The following is a 17,113-nucleotide window of genomic DNA, read 5'->3' on the forward strand; positions in this document are numbered from 1 at the left end:
GCCGTGGGGAACAGCAGCAGACCCGACCAGCCCACAAAAACGAAGCGGTCGCGCTTGAGCCAGTCATCGAGGACGTCGAACCATCCCCGGGCTGAAGGCGCGCCCCCTAGAGCGATCGTCATGGGTGCGAAGGAGCCGTGCGGGAGAAAACACCCGCGAGCTTTGGGTTACAGGGGGGATGGTAACAACCCCATTGGCGATCGCGAGGCAGGTTGCAATGGGCTGACACCGCCCGTCGCGCAGGGTGTTTTAGGTATTTCTTCTGATGTCCATCGGCCCCACAGCGGACGGCGTGCCCCCCGCGGCGCGAAGATGGCCATCTCCAGCCGCCGCACGCCCCACGTCATGCCTTCGGTTTCCCCCTCCGCCTCCCCCGGGGCTCCGGCCTCGGCTCCGCAACTGCTGGAGCAGTCGGTGCTCGGCTCCCGCCGGCTCTCCAACGTGCTGGTGGCGGTCCTGGTCAGCACCGGTGGAGTCGGCTTCCTGCTCACCAGCCTCTCCAGCTACCTGGGTGTGGATCTGCTGCCGGTGGGGCACCCCGCCGAGCTGCTCTGGGTTCCCCAGGGCCTGGTGATGGGGGCCTACAGCCTGGCGGCCGTGCTGCTCGCCACCTATCTCTGGGTTGTGATTGCTCTCGATGTGGGCTCCGGCGTCAACCGCTTTGATCGGGCCGCCGGCCAGTGCACGATCACCCGTCGGGGCTTCCGCCAGTGGATTCAACTGGACATCCCCCTGCGTGAGATCCAGGCCGTGAAGGTGGAGGTGCGCGAGGGTCTCAGCCCACGCCGGCGCCTGTCCCTGCGCGTTCAAGGGCGCCGCGACCTGCCCCTGACCCGGGTGGGTGAGCCCATCGGCCTCAGCGACCTGGAGCAGGGCGGCGCCGAATTGGCCCGCTTCCTCAAGGTGCCTCTGGAGGGGGTTTGAGATGGGCCCCCTGCGTGTTCTGCTGGCCCTGGTGCTGGCGTTTTCTCCCCTGACCCTCTCGGCCTGCGGGGCTGAGCAACGTCACAGTGAACTGGGCTGCGCCACCGGGGCGGTGCCCTGCCTGAGCGGCACCGCCGTGGTGGCCCTCGAGACCAGCAAAGGGGAGGTGCAGGTGCAGCTCGATGGCAAGGCCGCCCCGCTCACGGCTGGCAACTTCGTCGATTTGGTGGGCCGTGGGGCCTACAACAACACCGTGTTCCACCGGGTGGTGCGCGAGCCCGTGCCCTTCGTGGTCCAGGGGGGTGATCCCCAGAGCGCCGATCCCAAGGTGAATCCCAGCCAGTACGGCCTGGGCAGCTTCATCGATCCGGCCCAGGGGCAGCCTCGGCTGATCCCCCTGGAGCTCTCCCTCGAGGGGGAAGGGGAGCCCCGCTACGGCCAGGAGGCGGCCGGTCCGGGTGAGAGCAGCAAACTGAAGCTCGTGCACGAGCGCGGTGCCCTGGCCATGGCCCGCTCCCAGGACCCCAACTCCGCCAGCGCGCAGTTCTACATCGCCCTGCGGGGTCTGCCGGAGTTGGATGGCCGCTACGCCGTCTTCGGCCGGGTGATCAAGGGGATGGATGTGGTGGACCGCATCCAGCAGGGGGACAAGATCACCAGGGCACGGCTGCTGGAGGGGGGCACTCTGGTCAAGGGCAAGCCCTGAGACCCCTGAGGCTCTCTGTGGATCGCCGGTTCAGGTGGGCACGCGCTTGTCTGAGGCGATCACCTTGAGATAGGCCGTGTTCACGCCGGAGGCCCGCTCCAGGGCCACCTTGCCAGTGCGGGCGATCTCGAGGATGCCGAAGCTTTCGAGCACCTGCTCGAGGGCCACCAGCTTGCCGGGGTCCCCCACCACTTCGAGGGTGAGGGCGTTTTCGGCCACATCGACCACGTTGGCGCGAAAGACCTGCACCAGATCGAGGATCGCGGCCCGGTTCTCCGGCGGGGCGGAGACCTTGAGCAGCATCAGTTCCCTTTCCACGACTGGGATGCGGGAGAGATCCAGCACGCTCAGCACATTGACAAGCTTGTTGAGCTGCTTGGTCATCTGCTCGAGGGTGCGGTCGTCCCCCTCGACCACCATGGTCAGCCGGGATTTGCCGGACTGCTCCGCGGGGCCCACGGCCAGGCTCTCGATGTTGAAGCCGCGGCGGGCGAACAGGCCGGAGATGCGGCTGAGGGCTCCGGACTCGTCCTCCACCAGCACCGAAAGGGTGTGCTTCATGCCCAGAGCGGATCGAGCCCCAAACTACGTGCTGACCGGCGAGCTCAGGTTCTCCAGCCAGCCCAGCAGCCTTGGGTTGAAGTGCTGCGGAGCTTCGTCGTGGGGGCAGTGCCCGAGTCCATCGAGCAGCTGCAACTCCAGATCGGGTTTGTGGCGCACCAGCCGATCGGCCATGGCCACGGGCACCAGCTGATCCTTGCGGCCCCAGAGCACCAGCAGCGGCTGGGCCATGCGCTCCAGCAGCGCGGCGGCGGTGGCCCCCCGGGGGCGCAGGGCCATGGCGATGCTCATGCCCCGCAGGGCCCAGGCGGCGGTGGGCCGCAGGGCCGGCCGGGCAATCAGGCGGCGCAGCTCGCCGTCGATGGCGCCGCGGTTGGGGTAGGCGGCCGAGAGGGCCAGATCCAGCAGCGGGGTGCGGGCGATCAGGGGCAGCAGCAGCTCCAGAGGCAGGGCGGTGCAGAGCAGGACCGCCAGGGAACTCCGCAGCCGGCGCCGCCAGGGGGGCCGCCGCCTGGGAATCGGCATCAGCAGGGTGGGATCCGGCAGCGGGGCCACCGCCACCGCCCGCACCCAGACCGGAGCGAGCACGGCGGTGGTGACCGCCACAAGGCCGCCGAGGGAATTGCCCACCAGCACCGCCGGCCGGCCCACCACCTGGGCGAGGAAGGCCGCGCATTGGCGCGCCCAGAGGCGGTTGTCGAGGCGCAGGCCGGGCTGATCGGAGGCGCCGAAGCCGATCAGATCAATGGCATAGACGCACCAGCCGGCCGCCACCAGGGGGGCCGCCGTGTGGCGCCAGTGGCCGCTGGCGGCCCCGAAGCCGTGGATCAACAGCACCGCAGGGTGACTCTCTTCCCCCAGCACCCGCCAGTGGCAGGCCTGGTCGCGCCAGCGCCAGGTGCCGTGGCGGCCCCAGCCACTTCCCGCGGTGGCGACAGGCTGAGCCAGGCTCGTGGTCACTTGGTCGGCCATCGCGATCGGAAGCTCTCACTATTGCGAAGCCGCCGTGCGGGTGCGTACCGGAGGCGGCTTCTTCCGGCCCGAGTCGCGTCCGTCGCGGGATCTGGGCGTGCTCCTGGCCCGGCAACTGCGGGCCGAGCGGGGGCGCCTCCGGGTGCTCGATCTGATGGCGGGCTGCGGCATTCGCGCCCTGCGCTACGGGATCGAAGCCGGGGCAGAGGTGGTCTGGGCCAACGACGCCGACGGCGATCGCCTGCCGCTGCTGGAGGCCAACCTGGCCCCGTTGGGCAGCGGTGAAGGCGCCGGTGAAGGAGCCGGCGCCACGGCCGATCGGGAGCCGGTCCGCTGCTCGGCCCTCACCGCCCAGCAGCTGCTGGCGGGTTGCCTGCTGGAGCGGCGCCGCTTCGAGCTGGTGGATCTCGATGGGTTCGGCTGCCCCACGGTCCTGTTGCCCCTGGCCCTGGAGGCGGTGGCCTTCGATGGGGCGCTGTATGTGGCCAGCACCGATGGCCGCTCCCCCACCGGCCACGACCGGCCGGCGGCGATCCGTTCGCTCGGGGCGGCGGCCCGGGCCCATCCCGCCAGCTGGGAGCTGGCCCTGCGCCTGCAGCTGGGGGTGATCGCCCGCACCGCCTGGGCCATGGGCCGGGGGGTGCGGCCGTTGTTCTCGTTCAGTGAGGGCCGCACCTTTCGCACCGCCGTGCAGCTCAGGCGACGGCCAGCGCCGGGAGAGGAGGCGAACCTGGGCCTGGTGGCCCACTGCCATGGCTGCGGCGATCAACAGGTGCAGAGCCTGCTGAGCCTGCGGGGCTGGGGGGCCTGCGACTGCGGGAGCGCGCAGGCGACCCAGACCCCTTTGGAGCAGACCCGCTGGGCCATCAGTGGACCGCTCTGGATCGGCCCCCTGCAGGATCTCCCCACCCTGGGGGCGATGGAGGCGGGCGAACAGGCGGTGATCGCCGCTGGAGGGGAGGCCAGCCTGGGGAGCGAGGGCGCCCGGTTGCTGCGCGCCCTGAGCGCCGACCCTGGCCTGCCGGCCCGCTGCTGGCCCCTGGCGCTGATCGCCCGGCGGCTGGGCAGCGGCCCCCCGCGGCTGGCGGAGCTGGTGGCGGCCCTCCGGGGCGACGGCTGGGAGGCCCGGGCCAGCGCCGTGATGGCGGCCCAGATCCGCAGCGACGCCCCCTGGCCACGGCTGTTGGAGCTGGCTCGCTCGTTGGAGCTGGCTCGCTCGTTGGAGCTGGCTCGCAAGCCCGTGACAAAGCCCCTTACGGGCGATTCAGGGGCGCCTGGCGAGCCGTCGGGACGCTAGATAGGTAATCCTCACCGGTTCCTTGGCCATGGCCTCTGAAATCTTCGGCATCGTGGCGGTCTTCTTCGTGCTGATTCCCGTTGGGCTGGCGGGCGGCGCCCTGCTGCTCAAGCTCCAGAAGGACTGAGCGCCGGGGTGCCCGGGGCTTCGAACGCGCCCCGGACCCTTGAGCCCTAGGCTCGGCCCCCGTGCGGCGGATCGCCTTCATGAAGGTTCTGGTAGTCGGTGGAACGGGCACCCTCGGCCGCCAGATCGCCCGCCATGCCATTGATCAGGGCCACCAGGTGCGCTGCGTTGTGCGCGCGCCCCGCAAGGCTCACTTCCTGCAGGAGTGGGGCTGCGAACTGACCCGCGGCGACCTGCTCGAACCCGCCAGCCTCGACTACGCCCTCGAGGGCCAGGAGGCGGTGATCGACGCCGCCACGGCCCGCCCCACCGACACCGCCTCGAACCAGACGATCGACTGGGAGGGCAAGCTCAACCTGCTGCGCGCCTGCGACCGGGCCGGCGTCAAGCGCTTTGTGTTCCTTTCGCTGCTGGGGGCCGCGCAGCACCCGGCCGTGCCGCTGATGGAGATCAAGGCCTGCACCGAGCAGCTCCTGGAGCAGTCCGATTTCGACTACACGATCCTGCGCGGCGCCGCCTTCATGCAGGGGGTGATCGGCCAGTTCGCGATCCCGGTGCTCGAAAGCCAGACCGTCTGGGTGAGCGGCACGCCCACACCGATCGCCTACATGAACACCCAGGACGTGGCCCGCTTCGCCGTGGCCGCCCTGGGGCGCAGCGAAACCGTGCGTCGCGCGTTCCCGGTGGTGGGGCCGAAGGCCTGGAACACCGGTGAGATCGTGCAGCTCTGCGAGCAGCTCAGTGGTCGCTCGGCGCGGGTGTTCCGGGTGCGGCCGGTCCTGATCCAGCTGATGCAGGCCCTGGCGTCGTTCTTCGAGCCGGGGGTGAACGTGGCCGAGCGGCTGGCGTTTGCGGAGGTCACCGGCGGCGGGGAGCCCCTCGATGCGCCGATGGAGGAGAGCTATGCCGCCTTCGGCCTCGATGCGGCTGAAACCACCCGGCTGGAGGACTACCTCAAGGAATACTTCGATCGCATCCTCAAACGGCTGAAGGAAATGGACGCCGACCTGGACAAGTCCGCCAAGAAGAAGCTTCCCTTCTGAGCGGCGCGGGCCGCCCATGGCCGCCAGTACATCTGTACGATGGCCGCGGTTGTCCGCCCCGCCGATGTCGATCTCCCAGGTGAAGAATCTGCAGCGCCGTTTGCTCAACCTGGAGCAGGAGGCGATCGATGAGATCAACCGCGCCTGCGGCCATGAGCTCTGGGTGAGCCTGGGCTTCGATGCCCTCGACAGCCTGGAGGATCCGGACCGCCGGGCCCGGGCGAATTACTACTACGGCCAGCTGCAGACCGCCCGCGAGCTGCAGCAGGTGCTGGTCTAGGGCTGCCGCTTCTTTACGGCGCCCGGGAAAGGCGCTCCGCCGCACAGGCGATCCAGCCGCTCGGCCTCTTCCGCCGTCACGTTCCGCCACTGGCCGGGGCCGAGGCCGGTGAGATCCAGCACGGGGCCGCCATCCATCAGATCGAGGCCCACCCGGATCAACCGCAGGGTGGGCAGGCCCACGGCGGCGGTCATGCGCCTCACCTGGCGATTGCGCCCCTCCCGCAGCTCGATCTGCAGCCAGCTCGTGGGCACCTGCAGGCGATGGCGAATCGCTGGGGTGCGTGCTGGCCACTGGGGCTCCTCCAGCCGCTCGGCCCGGGCCGGCAGGGTCCGGCGGCCCTGCACCAGCAGCCCCTGCCGCAGCTGCTCCAGCGCATCGTGATCGGGTGTGCCCTCCACCTGTACCCAGTAGCGGCGCCAGTGGCCCCAGCGGGGGTCGGTGAGCCGCTGCTGTAGCCGCCCCCCGGAGGTGAGCAGCAGCAGCCCCTCACTGTCGGCATCGAGGCGGCCGGCGGCATAGACCCCGGCCACTGGGATGTGCTCCGCCAGGGCACCCCAGGCGCTGCCGGGCTCGGGGGTGAACTGGCTGAGCACCCCGTAGGGCTTGTGGAACAGCAGGGTGCTGGCCCGCTGGGCCGAGAAGGCAGGCCGGCAGACGCGGGACATGGAACCAAAGCAGGGTTCAGCCCCGCTTGACCGTGCCGCCCCGTGCCTTCCAGAGGTTCACAGCCCCGATCGAAATCAGCAGCAGGCCCAGATCCATGCTCAGGGGCGGAACGATCACGGGCGTGGAGGTGCGGGTGGCCGGACCCTAGGCCCGCAGGGGCGACAACTAAGCTGAAACCACTCACGAACTTTCCGTCGCACCACCGCATGATCGAGACTTCCGGCGTGATCGAGAAGGAACAGGGGAACGGGTTCTACCTGGTCACGTTGGAGCAGCCGGCAGGTCACCAGTGCCTGTGCCGCGCTGCCGGCAAGCTCACCAAGTTCCGCATCAAGCTGCTGGCCGGCGACAAGGTGCTGGTGGAGATCAGCCCCTACGACCTCACCCGCGGCCGCATCACCTACCGGGAGCGCAATGTCGGCGCCGGTGGGCCCCGTCCGGGCGGTAACCGCCCCGGTGGACCCAGGCGCCGCTGAGCAAGCTCAGGCCGAGCTGAACTTCCGAGCGCTCAGGCCAGGCAGGCCTCGATGGCGCTGCGGAATTCGCTGCGCTGCTTGACCCCTTTCCACTGCTGCTTGAGTTCCTTGCCGGCAAACAGCTGCACCGTGGGGGTGCCGCTGACCCCGGCCTGCTGGGCGATGGCCGGTTCTGCTTCGATGTCGATCTCCACCCCCTGGGCGGCATCGCCCAGCTCTTCGAGCACCCGCTTGAGCTGGGGCTTGAGCACGTGGCAGGGGCCACAGCTCGGGGAGGTGTAGACCACCAGAAGCGGCCTGGCGCTGTCGTGGTAGAGCTTGCGCAGGGCGAAGCTGCCTTTCTGCCAGCGGGCGGCTGGATCGAAGTTCTCGGTGTCGCTGGTGGCGGTGGGTGCCGGCTGATCGGCGGGGGCGGGGTCCACCGCCGCCCGACTCACGGTGACGGCCAGCTCGTGGTGGCTGAGCCAGCGCTCGGCCGCCAGGGCCGCCTGGCAGCCGCTGCCGGCGGCGGTGACGCCCTGGCGCCACTCGGCATCGGCCACGTCTCCGGCGGCATAGACGCCTTCGACACTGGTGGTGGGTTGTCCGGGCTGGACCACCACATAGCCCCGCTCGTCCAGCTCCAGCTGGTCTTGAACCAGGGCGGTGTTGGGGGTGTGGCCGATGGCGTAGAAGAGGCCGCGCACGGCCAGGACGCGGGTTTCGCCGCTCAGGCGGTCCCGCAGGCTGAGACCGGTGAGCCATTGCTCCCCGAGGGCATCCACCGGTTCGCTGTGCCAGTGCACGGTGATCGCCGGGTTGGCCAGCACCCGATCGGCCATGGCGGCGCTGGCCCGCAGCCGATCGGAGCGCACGATCAGATGCACGTGGCTGCCGTATTTGGTGAGGTAGACGGCCTCCTCGCAGGCGGAATCACCGCCCCCCACAACCGCCAGTTCAGCGTCGCGGAACTGGGGGGTGGCCCCGTCACAGATGGCGCAGGCGCTGATGCCGGCGCTCCAGAGGCGGGCTTCGCTGGGCAGGTGCAGGCGGTTGGCGCTGGCGCCTGTGGCGAGAATCAGGGACTGGGTGCGGATCTCCTGGCCGTCCACCAGCAGGCGGAAGGGGCGCTCGGAGAGGTCGATGGCGTCGGCGTCCGCCTCGATGAGGCGCGAGCCCCAGCGCACGGCCTGGGCCTTGATCCGGTCCATCAGATCGGGCCCAAGGATGCCGTCGGGGAAGCCGGGGAAGTTCTCCACATGGGTGGTGGTCATCAGCTGGCCACCGGCGATGCCGCCGGCCTGGAAGCCGGTGATCACGATCGGGGAAAGGTTGGCCCGGGCGGCATAGATGGCGGCGGTGTAGCCGGCGGGGCCGGAGCCGACGATCACGAGGTTCTCGGTCCCGTTGCTGATCGCGTCGGGGGCCATGGGCTTATGTGAACTGACTATGAGTTGAGCTTAGGGGATCCGTTCGGAGCGCTGTCCTGCTCGCCGCCCCCATGGCCCGATGTCGGGGGTCCCGAGCCACCCATGGCAGCGATCAGATCTCCAGCAGGCCGTCCTGCTGACGCGGGTCGGTTGGGGAAGGGCCGAATTTTCCAGGGTTGCGGGGCACCATCTGCACCGTAGAGGCCAGGTGCTCCGGTTGCTCCTCCAGGCACAGCAGCCATTCGGCGAACTCTTGGGTGATGGCGTAGCTGTCCTCGAACCGCTCGCTGGCGTCGAGGGTGCCGATTCGGGCCATCGCCCAGTTCACCGCCACGGTGAGCCGTCGGTAGGCGGAGCCGTTCATGGATCCCTCTGAGCTGGCACCACGCTGGTCGTCCATGGGGCGATTGAGGCGTTGCTACGCAGAACGTCGCATTTTTTTCGCTATTGGAATGTAATCAGGACTGCAGGAACGCCGGTAAGTGGGGCCCCCCCAGCCGCAATTCCGCCCCTGCCCGGTCCGCCAGGGCCTGCAGCGGCAGGCCCTGGGCCGAGCTGCCTCCGGCGCAGGGCTCCTCCGGCAGCGGACGGCTGCGCACCAGGTAGGGCTCCACCAGTGACCAGCTGCGGGCGTAGCCGATCAGCAGCGGATCGGCCGGGGCATAAACGAACGAAGGCTGACGCGGAATCGGCTCGAGCGACGAGCGGCTGCCGTCCATGCGCACCGCCCGGGTGATCGCCTGCACGAAGCGGCTGCGGGTCACCACGGTGGTCAGGTAGGCCACCACCCGCAGCCGCGGGGCATCGAAGCCCTCGGCGCACATGTCGATGCTCACCAGCCAATGAGCCTCCCCCGCCTGGAAGGCCGCCAGTCGCTGGGGGGCCTCCGGGTCCTGGGAGTGCACCAGCAGCACCCGGTCCCCTTCCTCCTCCAGCAGTCCTGTGATGCGGCGGGCGTGGGCAATGTCGCGGGCGATCACCAGTCCGCCGGCCTGGGGGTGCTCCCGGCGCACGCGTTCCAGACGGCGCCTGGCATTGAGCAGAAGCCGCAGGGCGATGCTGCTGGCGTCTCCAAGGCGGATCGCCCGGCGCAGGTTGCGGGCGCGCCAGCTCTCGCGGGTTTCAACCGAGAGCGGAGAGCCTTCCAGTTCGCCGCTGGCCGCCCCCGCCCGTCCGTGGTCCACCCAGCCGTCCTGGAAGCGGAATTCGAGCGGACGCACGTCGCCGGCCACGATCAGCTGCCGCGGCTCGACGCTCAGGTCGGGCTCGATGCGCCAGGCGGTCTGGCCCTGCTCCAGCACCGGCACCCGGCGGGCGGCGCAGAAGGCCAGGTTGTCGGCGCGAAACGGTGTGCCGGTGAGCCCCAGGCGCAGGGCGGCAGGCTCGCTGAGGCTGGTGAAGGCATGGCCCCAGGCGGCGGCGTCCGGTTCCTCGGGATCGACCCCCAGGTGGTGCACCTCATCGGCGATCGCCAGCAGCCGCCCGATCCCGGCCCCGGCGAGGGCCTGCTTCAGGGCCAGCCGGTGGCGGCCCGCCCCCTGGTAGGTGAGCAGCAGCCCCTGCCAGGGTTCGCGCTCCTCCCTGGGTGCCAGATCCTGGGGTTGGTCGGGATCCCAGTCCCGCAGCCGCAGGCCGAGGCGCTCGGCGGCGCCGCGCCACTGGGAGGCGATCGAGCTGCGGTGGCAGAACACCAGGAAATGGCTCAGGCGCCCCTCGTGGTGCAGGCGCTGGAAACCCAGCAGGGCGCCCAGGGTCTTGCCGGCGCCGGGGCCGGCGTGGATCAGCACATCGTGGCCGCTGGGCTCGGGGCGCTCCAGGCGCCGGCGCAGGAGCCCGATCAGCTGGCTCTGCCACTGGCGGGGCCGCAGGGAAGGCGGGGCCCCGGGGGCGGGCCGCGCCGCGCCCAAGTCAAAGGAGGGGGCCGACATGGCGCCATTGTGTCGGCAGCGCCAACCTCCCTAGAACGGGTGCCGTAAGCCAGGCGTTGCGATGGGTTTGTTGGCGGTGAGCGGGGCTTCCGGCAAGACCGGCTGGCGGGTGGTGCAGGAGGCCCTGGGGCGCGGCTGGAGCGTTCGGGCGATCGTGCGCCCCGACTCCGAGCTGCCCGAGGGTCTCGAGGGGGCCGAGGTGGTGCGGCTGGAGCTGGGCGATGGCCCGGCCCTGCGCGCGGCCCTTGAGGGGGTCGACGCCCTGGTGATCGCCACCGGCGCCCGCCCTTCGATCGACCTCACGGGCCCGCTGCGGGTGGATGCCCTGCTGGTGCGGGCCCAGGCCGAGGCCTGCCAGGCGGCGGGGGTGCGCCGGCTGGTGCTGGTGAGCTCGCTCTGCAGCGGCAGGTGGCTGCACCCGCTGAATCTGTTTGGCCTGATCCTGCTCTGGAAGGGGCTGGGGGAGCGCTGGTTGGCAGGCAGCGGCCTGGATTGGACGGTGATTCGTCCCGGTGGCCTCAACGAGAACGAGGAGAACCTGGAGGCCCAGGGCATCCGCTTCTCCGGTCCGGACCAGCAGGAGAGCAACAGCATCCCCCGGCGCCTGGTGGCCCGGGTGACGCTTGATGCCCTGGACGATCCGGCGGCGATCGGGCGGATCATCGAGATCACCAGCGGTGAGGCGGTGCCGCGGCAGGAGCTGAGCCGCTGGCTCCAGGCCGCCTGAGGCCGCCCGGGCCCAATGGAGGCCGGATTGTGTGCCGGACTGCGCACAAAGCCGACCGGGTCGTGGCACGGGGCGCTGGGATTGTCGATCACTGAGGCAAGACCCATCAGCGAAGCCGCCTTGACGACTGTGTTGGTTCCGCGGGAGCGGCGCTCCGGGGAGACCCGGGTGGCGGCCACCCCTGAGACCGTGAAGCGCCTGCTGGCCCGGGGGGCACGGGTCTGGATCGAAGCCGAAGCCGGCCGGGCGGCCGGCTACAGCGATGCGGCCTTCAACGAAGCGGGGGCGGAGGTGTTCCCCACCTCCGAGAGCCTCGAGCGCTGGCGCCAGGCCGATGTGGTTCTGTCGGTGCAGGCACCGCTGCTGAGCTCGGAGGGGGGTGATGGTCGGCTGGAGGCCCTGCCGGCGGGCAGCCTGGTGCTGGGCCTGTTGGATCCCTACCGCAACCAGGCCCTGATCGACCAGCTGGAACTGGGCCGGGTGTCGTCCCTGGCGCTGGAGCTGCTGCCGCGGATCAGCCGGGCCCAGGCGATGGATGTGCTCTCGTCCCAGGCCAACATCGCCGGCTACAAGGCCGTGCTGCTGGCCGCCGCAGCCCTGGATCGCTTCTTCCCGATGCTGATGACAGCGGCAGGCACGGTGCAGCCCGCCAAGGTGGTGGTGCTGGGCGCCGGCGTGGCGGGCCTGCAGGCGGTGGCCACGGCCCGCCGGCTCGGAGCGGTGGTCCGGGTGAGTGATGTGCGCCCCGCCGCCCGCGAACAGGTGGAATCGCTTGGGGCCCGGTTCATCGAGCCACCCCAGCTGGAGGAGGCTCCTGGTGAGGCGGGGGGCTATGCCCGTGAGGCCGGAGCCGTGTTCCAGGAGGCCCAGCGCCAGATCCTCGCCAAGCAGCTCGAGGACGCCGATGTGGTGATCTGCACGGCCCAGGTGCCCGGTCGGCCGGCACCGTTGCTGATCACCGAGGAGATGCTGGCGGGGATGCGCCCGGGGTCGGTGGTGGTCGACCTGGCGGTGGCCCAGGGGGGCAACTGCGCCTCCAGCCGGGCCGACGCCGAGGAGTGGGTGGGCGGAGTGCTGGTGATCGGGGCGGGCAATCTGGCGGCCACGGTGCCCCAGCACGCCAGCGCGCTCTACGCCCGCAACCTGGCCGCCCTGCTGGAGGTGGTGCTCAAGGAGGGCACGATCCACATCGATCCGGAGGATCCCTTGCTGGACCCCTGCCTGCTCACCCATGGGGGGGCCTGCCGGCGCCCCGATCTACGTCCCGCCCGCACGGAGGCCACAGCATGAGCGAAACGTTTTCCCTTTCCGAGGCCCTCTGGGTGCTGCTGCTGGGCAGCCTCCTGGGCTTCGAGCTGATCGGCAAGGTGCCGCCCACCCTGCACACGCCCTTGATGTCGGGGGCCAACGCGATCAGCGGCATCACTCTTTTGGCGGCCCTGGCCCTGATCGGTCAGGCCACGACCCCGGCCCTGCGCCTGGTGGGGGCGGTGGCGCTGGGCTTTGCCCTGTTCAACGTGGTGGGAGGTTTCCTGGTGACCGATCGGATGCTGGCGATGTTCCGCCGTCGGGGGCCGGCCTCATGAGCCACCTCGCGATCGATCTGGGGGCGGTGCTGCTGCTGGCCCTGGGGCTCAAGGGACTCTCGCGGATCCGCACGGCCCGCTGGGCCAATGGCCTGGCGGCGGCGGCGATGGGCCTGGCGGTGGTGGGTCTGTTGCTCGACCAGGGCCTGGCCGGCTGGCCGTGGATGCTGTTGGGGCTGGTGCTGGGCAGCAGCGTGGGTGCCGTGGTGGCCTACAAGGTGCCGATGACCTCGATGCCGGAGGTGGTGGCCCTGTTCAACGGCTGTGGCGGTGTGGCCTCGCTGCTGGTGGCGCTCGGCGCTTCGGCCCTGCCCACGCCCCTGGGCCTGCTGGCGGTGTTGTCGGTGCTGGTGTCGGTTCTGGTGGGCTCGATCACCTTCAGCGGTTCGATCGTGGCGATGGGCAAGTTGCAGGGATGGCTGCCGACCCCCGGCTGGATGCTCCTGCCCCAGCGCCATGGGGTCAACATCACCCTGGCCCTGCTCGCTCTGGCCAGTTCCGTTCTGGTGCTCAACGGTCTGCCGGCTGGTCTGCCGGCGCTCACGGTCTTCTCCCTGCTGCTCGGGGTCGGGCTCACCCTGCCCGTGGGCGGCGCCGACATGCCTGTGGTGATCTCGCTGCTCAACTCCTATTCCGGCGTGGCGGCGGCGGCGGCGGGCTTCGTGGTCGGCAGCCAGCTGCTGATCGTCGCCGGCGCCATGGTCGGGGCGGCCGGGCTGATCCTGACCCAGGTGATGTGCACGGGCATGAACCGCTCGCTCACCTCGGTGCTGTTCGGCGGTGCCCTCGGCGGCGGCGCCACGGCCAGCGGCGACGACGGCCAGGGCTACACCTCGGTCACCTCCTGCAGCGCCGAGGAGTGTGCCCTGACCCTGGAGCAGGCGGAGCGGGTGGTGTTCGTGCCGGGCTACGGCCTGGCGGTGGCCCAGGCCCAGCACGGGCTCAAGGAACTGGCCCGGCTGCTGGAGCAGCACGGGATCGAGGTGAGCTACGCGATCCACCCGGTGGCGGGGCGCATGCCCGGCCACATGAATGTGCTGCTGGCGGAGGCGGATGTGCCCTACGAGCAGCTGATCGAGATGGATGTGATCAACCCCGATTTCCCGCGCACGGATGTGGTGATCGTGCTGGGGGCCAATGACGTGGTGAACCCCCAGGCCAAGAACGATCCCAGCAGCCCCCTTTACGGGATGCCCGTGCTGGAGGTGGATCAGGCCCGTTCGGTGTTCGTCGTCAAGCGCAGCCTGGGCTCGGGCTATTCCGGGATCCGCAATTCTCTGTTCGAGCTGCCCCAGACCTCGATGGTGTTTGGCGATGCCAAGCAGGTTCTGCTAGCTCTGACCCAGGAGCTGCGGGCGTTGGGTGTCGGCAAACAGGCGGTGGGAGCCTCCTCCTGAGGGGATTGCGGCCCGTCTGGGCCTGGGGGAGTTCCGCCAGCGGGCCCCCTGGTGGGGCGCCGATCTGCAGACCCTGCGCGACAGCCTGCGTCAGCCGACCCTGCAGCCCGAGCATGGTGAACCCTTTGAGCTGCCGATCGGCGGCGGCGACCGCCTGCTGGCCCTGCTCGATCGGCCCGCCACGGCACCGCGGGCGCTGGTGCTGCTCACCCCGGGCCTGGGCGGCTGCAGCGAAGGGCAGGGGGTGGGACGGCTGGCCCTGAGCCTGCAGGGGGCGGGTCTGGCGGTGGTGCGGCTCAACCTGCGGGGGGCCGGGCGAGGGCGGCCCCTGGCCCGGGGAACCTACGCCGCCCAGGTCAACCGCGACCTGGCGCCGGTGCTGGTCTGGGCCCGCCAGCTCGCCAGCCGGCTGGGCCCCTCCCCCTCCCGTCCGTTGCCGCTGCTGGGGGCGGGTATCTCCATGGGCGGAACCCTGCTGCTCAATGCCGTGCTGGATCCGGAGTTGCGGCCCCAATCCCTTGCCACCGCCCAGCCTGTGCTCGATGGCCTGGTGACGATCAGCAGCCCCCTGGATCTGATCGCCTGCTCCCGGTTCATCGATCGCCCGCGCAACCGCCTCTACATCAACTGGCTGTTGCGCGGCCTGCGCCGCCAGACCCTGGCTGATCCCCATGGGGTGACCGAGCAGGAGCGCTCGGCCCTGGCCCATGTGCGCACGATTCGCCAGTTCGATGCGGCGATCACCGCCCCCCGCTGGGGCTACGACTCGGTGGAGCACTACTACGCCGAGGCCAGCCCGTTGCGGCGCCTCACCGAAGAGCTTGAGGCGACCGCAGCGATGGGCTCGGAGGCCGGCGCCGACGCCGGGCGGCTCCCCCCGACCCTGGTGATCCACGCCGACGACGACCCCTGGGTGCCGGCGGCCCCAGCCCGGGCCCTGGAGCAGGCGGCCACCGCCCGCCCGGAGGGACCGCTTCAGGTGGTACTCACCCGGGGCGGGGGGCACAACGGTTTTCACGCCCCGGGCGGCTGCTGGAGCGACCGGCTGGCGACCCGCTGGTTGGAGCACCTGGCCCTTGGGGACGCCTGAGCTTCCCCTGATGAACGCTCAGTCGCTGGGGGGCTCGAGGCGCCCATCGGCCTCCACCAGCCGCCCGATCAGCAGAGCCCTGGTTTCGGGATGCCCCGACACCGTGAGCTGGCCATTGCTGGCCCACCAGTTGAGCCGCTCGCCGCTGTCGAAGACGAATTCTTCGAAGGGACCCTCGTGCAGCCAGTGGCCCGGTTCCCCGAGCACGGCCACCAGTTCCTTGAGCTCCTGCAGGGTTCCCGGGAAGTTCACGCGCGGAGCTGGATCGAGGCCATGTCGGAGCCTACGGCGATTCGACGGCAGGGAAGGCGGCGAAGGGGGTGCGGCGCAGCACCCATTCCTCCACCACCCGGCCGCCGATCAGGTGCTCGCGCACGATGCGCTCCAGCCGCTGGGCGGTCGCTTCGCCGTACCAGATGCCCTCGGGCCAGACCAGCAGGATCGGCCCGCCGCTGCAATGGCGAAGACAATCTGCCTTGGTGCGCAGCACGATCCCCCCGGCGCGCGCGGGATTCTCCAGATCCAGCTCGCGCACCAGGGCCTTGAGCCGCTCCCAGCTGGCGGCCCCCACGGCGGGGTCGCAGCAGGTGGGGCGGCTGGGGGTGGCGCAGAGCAGCAGGTGGTGCTGGATGACCATGGGGCCCTTGGCCGTTTCACCGGGCAAGGCCATCAGGCGGTGATCAGCTTGGCGGGGGCAGTTCCGGCGGTCTCGCGCACGGCGGCGCGGGCCCAGGCGTCAACGGCGAGCACCTCCTCCAGGCTGGGGTCGCTGCGCAGATCGGGGCCGTGGCGTTCGCAGGTGTGCTCGATCAGTCGCGGGATGTCGAGGAAATGGATCTGCTCCTCGAGGAACAGGGCCACGGCCTGTTCGTTGGCGGCGTTGAGCACCGCCGGCATCGTGCCGCCGGCGCGGCCGGCGGCGTAGGCGAGCTGCATGCAGGGGTACTTGGCCCGGTCGGGGGCGCGGAAGCTCAGGGTGCCCACTTCCGTGAGGTCAAGGCGACGCCAGGGGGTTTCCAGGCGCTCGGGCCAGCTGAGGCAGTAGAGGAGCGGCAGCTTCATGTCGGGCCAGCCCAGCTGCGCCAGCACCGAGGAATCGCTCAGCTCCACCATCGAGTGAATGATGCTCTGGGGGTGGACCACGATCTCGATCTGGTCGTAGCCGAGGCCGAAGAGGTAATGGGCCTCGATCACCTCCAGCCCCTTGTTCATCAAGGTGGCGGAATCCACGGTGATCTTGCGCCCCATCGACCAGTTGGGGTGGCTGGTGGCGTCGGCCACGGTGGCCTTGGCCAGATCGGCGGCGGGCCAGTCGCGGAAGGCACCGCCGGAGGCGGTGAGCTGGATGCGGCGCAGGCCCGGGGTGGGCACACCCGTGGAGAGGCGGGCCGTGTCGGCCCAGGGGGTGCCCTGCAGGCACTGGAAGATGGCGGAGTGCTCGGAATCGGCCGGTAGTAGGCGGCTGCCGCTCTTTTTGAGTTCGGGCAGCACCACCGGGCCGGCGGCGATCAGGGTTTCCTTGTTGGCCAGGGCCAGATCCTTGCCGGCGCGGATCGCCCCAAGGGTGGGCAGCAGGCCGGCGCAGCCGACGATGCCGGTCACCACCAGATCGGCCGAAGGCCAGGCGGCCGCGGCGCACAGGCCCTCGGGCCCCCCGAGCAGCTCCGGCAGCGGCTCGGGGCGCTGGCCGGGCTCGAGATCCTGCAGCCGCTGGCGCAGGGCCGCCACCAGCTCGGCGTCGGCCAGGGCCACCACCTCGGGGCGGTGCTGGAGGATCTGCTCGATCAGGAGATCGAGGTTGCGGCCGGCCGTGAGCGCCACCACCTTGAAGCGCTCGGGAAACTCCGAGGCCAGCTCCAGGGTCTGGGTGCCGATCGAACCGGTGGAGCCCAGCACGCTGATGGCTTTCACGGGATCGAGCG

The 17,113-nt window shown here is 70.6% G+C and carries 21 protein-coding genes and 1 pseudogene; 12 read left to right on the forward strand and 10 right to left on the reverse strand.

Features of this window, described 5'->3' with window-relative positions; all coding sequences use genetic code 11:
* Positions 1–122 (reverse strand): annotated as a pseudogene (locus tag KBZ13_RS13280) (photosystem II D2 protein (photosystem q(a) protein)); the annotation flags it as partial.
* A gap of 223 nt (positions 123–345) precedes the next feature.
* On the opposite strand from KBZ13_RS13280, the gene KBZ13_RS13285 reads away from it, so the two are divergent.
* Both KBZ13_RS13285 and KBZ13_RS13290 read left to right on the forward strand, forming a co-directional pair.
* Complete coding sequence (locus KBZ13_RS13285) at positions 346–924, forward strand: photosystem I assembly protein Ycf4 (RefSeq protein WP_255010086.1); 579 nt, start codon at positions 346–348, stop codon at positions 922–924.
* Position 925: 1 nt separating this feature from the next.
* Positions 926–1,630, forward strand: a complete 705-nt coding sequence (locus KBZ13_RS13290; RefSeq protein WP_255009891.1) for a peptidylprolyl isomerase — start codon at positions 926–928, stop codon at positions 1,628–1,630.
* A 30-nt stretch (positions 1,631–1,660) separates the two neighbouring features.
* Here the strand turns inward: KBZ13_RS13290 and ilvN are convergent, their stop codons facing one another.
* Both ilvN and KBZ13_RS13300 read right to left on the reverse strand, forming a co-directional pair.
* Positions 1,661–2,191 (reverse strand): acetolactate synthase small subunit, encoded by a 531-nt coding sequence (gene ilvN, locus KBZ13_RS13295; protein WP_255009898.1) that lies wholly within the window; start codon positions 2,189–2,191, stop codon positions 1,661–1,663.
* 24 nt (positions 2,192–2,215) lie between these two features.
* Complete coding sequence (locus tag KBZ13_RS13300; protein WP_255009899.1) at positions 2,216–3,151, reverse strand: alpha/beta fold hydrolase; 936 nt, start codon at positions 3,149–3,151, stop codon at positions 2,216–2,218.
* Here KBZ13_RS13300 and KBZ13_RS13305 point away from each other — a divergent pair.
* The 4 genes from KBZ13_RS13305 to KBZ13_RS13320 all read left to right on the forward strand — a co-directional run bounded on the left by KBZ13_RS13305 (position 3,144) and on the right by KBZ13_RS13320 (position 5,909).
* Positions 3,144–4,460: a N2,N2-dimethylguanosine tRNA methyltransferase gene (locus KBZ13_RS13305; RefSeq protein ID WP_255009901.1), complete on the forward strand. Its 1,317-nt coding sequence runs from the start codon at positions 3,144–3,146 to the stop codon at positions 4,458–4,460. The genes KBZ13_RS13300 and KBZ13_RS13305 overlap by 8 nt on opposite strands.
* A 28-nt stretch (positions 4,461–4,488) precedes the next feature.
* Entirely contained in the window at positions 4,489–4,587 is a 99-nt protein-coding gene (gene petM / locus KBZ13_RS13310) for a cytochrome b6-f complex subunit PetM (protein WP_255009903.1), read from the forward strand.
* A 79-nt stretch (positions 4,588–4,666) separates the two neighbouring features.
* Complete coding sequence (locus tag KBZ13_RS13315) at positions 4,667–5,629, forward strand: NAD(P)H-binding protein (protein ID WP_255009905.1); 963 nt, start codon at positions 4,667–4,669, stop codon at positions 5,627–5,629.
* A gap of 64 nt (positions 5,630–5,693) precedes the next feature.
* A complete protein-coding gene (locus KBZ13_RS13320) occupies positions 5,694–5,909 on the forward strand; it encodes a hypothetical protein (RefSeq protein ID WP_255009907.1) in 216 nt (71 codons plus the stop codon).
* On the opposite strand, the gene KBZ13_RS13325 is transcribed toward KBZ13_RS13320, so the two are convergent.
* Positions 5,906–6,577 carry a pseudouridine synthase gene (locus KBZ13_RS13325; RefSeq protein ID WP_255009909.1) on the reverse strand — a complete coding sequence of 224 codons (672 nt, stop codon included), beginning with the start codon at positions 6,575–6,577 and terminating at the stop codon, positions 5,906–5,908. The two genes, KBZ13_RS13320 and KBZ13_RS13325, sit on opposite strands and share 4 nt — an antisense overlap.
* A gap of 207 nt (positions 6,578–6,784) precedes the next feature.
* Between KBZ13_RS13325 and infA the strand changes: the two genes are divergently transcribed.
* Positions 6,785–7,054 (forward strand): translation initiation factor IF-1, encoded by a 270-nt coding sequence (infA, locus tag KBZ13_RS13330; RefSeq protein WP_254939401.1) that lies wholly within the window; start codon positions 6,785–6,787, stop codon positions 7,052–7,054.
* Between the two features lie 32 nt (positions 7,055–7,086).
* Here the strand turns inward: infA and trxB are convergent, their stop codons facing one another.
* The 3 genes from trxB to KBZ13_RS13345 form a co-directional block, all read right to left on the reverse strand.
* Entirely contained in the window at positions 7,087–8,463 is a 1,377-nt protein-coding gene (gene trxB, locus KBZ13_RS13335) for a thioredoxin-disulfide reductase (RefSeq protein WP_255009911.1), read from the reverse strand.
* 112 nt (positions 8,464–8,575) lie between these two features.
* Positions 8,576–8,827: a hypothetical protein gene (locus KBZ13_RS13340; protein WP_255009913.1), complete on the reverse strand. Its 252-nt coding sequence runs from the start codon at positions 8,825–8,827 to the stop codon at positions 8,576–8,578.
* Positions 8,828–8,921: 94 nt separating this feature from the next.
* Complete coding sequence (locus KBZ13_RS13345) at positions 8,922–10,391, reverse strand: DEAD/DEAH box helicase (RefSeq protein ID WP_255009915.1); 1,470 nt, start codon at positions 10,389–10,391, stop codon at positions 8,922–8,924.
* A gap of 61 nt (positions 10,392–10,452) precedes the next feature.
* Here KBZ13_RS13345 and KBZ13_RS13350 point away from each other — a divergent pair, with 61 nt between their 5' ends.
* The 5 genes from KBZ13_RS13350 to KBZ13_RS13370 all read left to right on the forward strand — a co-directional run bounded on the left by KBZ13_RS13350 (position 10,453) and on the right by KBZ13_RS13370 (position 15,191).
* The gene (locus tag KBZ13_RS13350; RefSeq protein ID WP_255009917.1) at positions 10,453–11,118 is read left to right on the forward strand and encodes an SDR family oxidoreductase; all 666 of its coding nucleotides are present in this window, start codon (positions 10,453–10,455) and stop codon (positions 11,116–11,118) included.
* A 120-nt stretch (positions 11,119–11,238) separates the two neighbouring features.
* Positions 11,239–12,408, forward strand: a complete 1,170-nt coding sequence (locus tag KBZ13_RS13355; RefSeq protein WP_255009919.1) for an NAD(P) transhydrogenase subunit alpha — start codon at positions 11,239–11,241, stop codon at positions 12,406–12,408.
* A complete protein-coding gene (locus tag KBZ13_RS13360; RefSeq protein WP_255009921.1) occupies positions 12,405–12,704 on the forward strand; it encodes an NAD(P) transhydrogenase subunit alpha in 300 nt (99 codons plus the stop codon). The genes KBZ13_RS13355 and KBZ13_RS13360 overlap by 4 nt, the downstream gene beginning before the upstream one ends.
* A complete protein-coding gene (locus KBZ13_RS13365) occupies positions 12,701–14,101 on the forward strand; it encodes an NAD(P)(+) transhydrogenase (Re/Si-specific) subunit beta (protein WP_255009923.1) in 1,401 nt (466 codons plus the stop codon). Before KBZ13_RS13360 ends, KBZ13_RS13365 begins: the two co-directional genes overlap by 4 nt.
* On the forward strand, positions 14,067–15,191 hold the full coding sequence (locus tag KBZ13_RS13370) for a YheT family hydrolase (RefSeq protein ID WP_255009925.1): 1,125 nt from the start codon (positions 14,067–14,069) through the stop codon (positions 15,189–15,191). The genes KBZ13_RS13365 and KBZ13_RS13370 overlap by 35 nt, the downstream gene beginning before the upstream one ends.
* Before the next feature lie 18 nt (positions 15,192–15,209).
* On the opposite strand, the gene KBZ13_RS13375 is transcribed toward KBZ13_RS13370, so the two are convergent.
* Genes KBZ13_RS13375 through KBZ13_RS13385 form a run of 3 tightly spaced genes read right to left on the reverse strand, consistent with a single transcriptional unit; the run spans position 15,210 to position 17,102 of the window.
* Positions 15,210–15,443, reverse strand: coding sequence for a hypothetical protein (locus KBZ13_RS13375; RefSeq protein ID WP_255009927.1), 234 nt, complete (start codon positions 15,441–15,443; stop codon positions 15,210–15,212).
* Positions 15,444–15,474: 31 nt separating this feature from the next.
* On the reverse strand, positions 15,475–15,861 hold the full coding sequence (locus KBZ13_RS13380; protein ID WP_255009929.1) for a (2Fe-2S) ferredoxin domain-containing protein: 387 nt from the start codon (positions 15,859–15,861) through the stop codon (positions 15,475–15,477).
* On the reverse strand, positions 15,861–17,102 hold the full coding sequence (locus KBZ13_RS13385; protein ID WP_255009931.1) for a 1-deoxy-D-xylulose-5-phosphate reductoisomerase: 1,242 nt from the start codon (positions 17,100–17,102) through the stop codon (positions 15,861–15,863). Before KBZ13_RS13385 ends, KBZ13_RS13380 begins: the two co-directional genes overlap by 1 nt.
* Between the last annotated feature and the right edge of the window lie 11 nt (positions 17,103–17,113).

This window comes from Cyanobium sp. ATX 6F1 (assembly GCF_024346315.1).
In the GTDB taxonomy this organism is placed as follows: Bacteria; Cyanobacteriota; Cyanobacteriia; order PCC-6307; family Cyanobiaceae; genus ATX-6F1.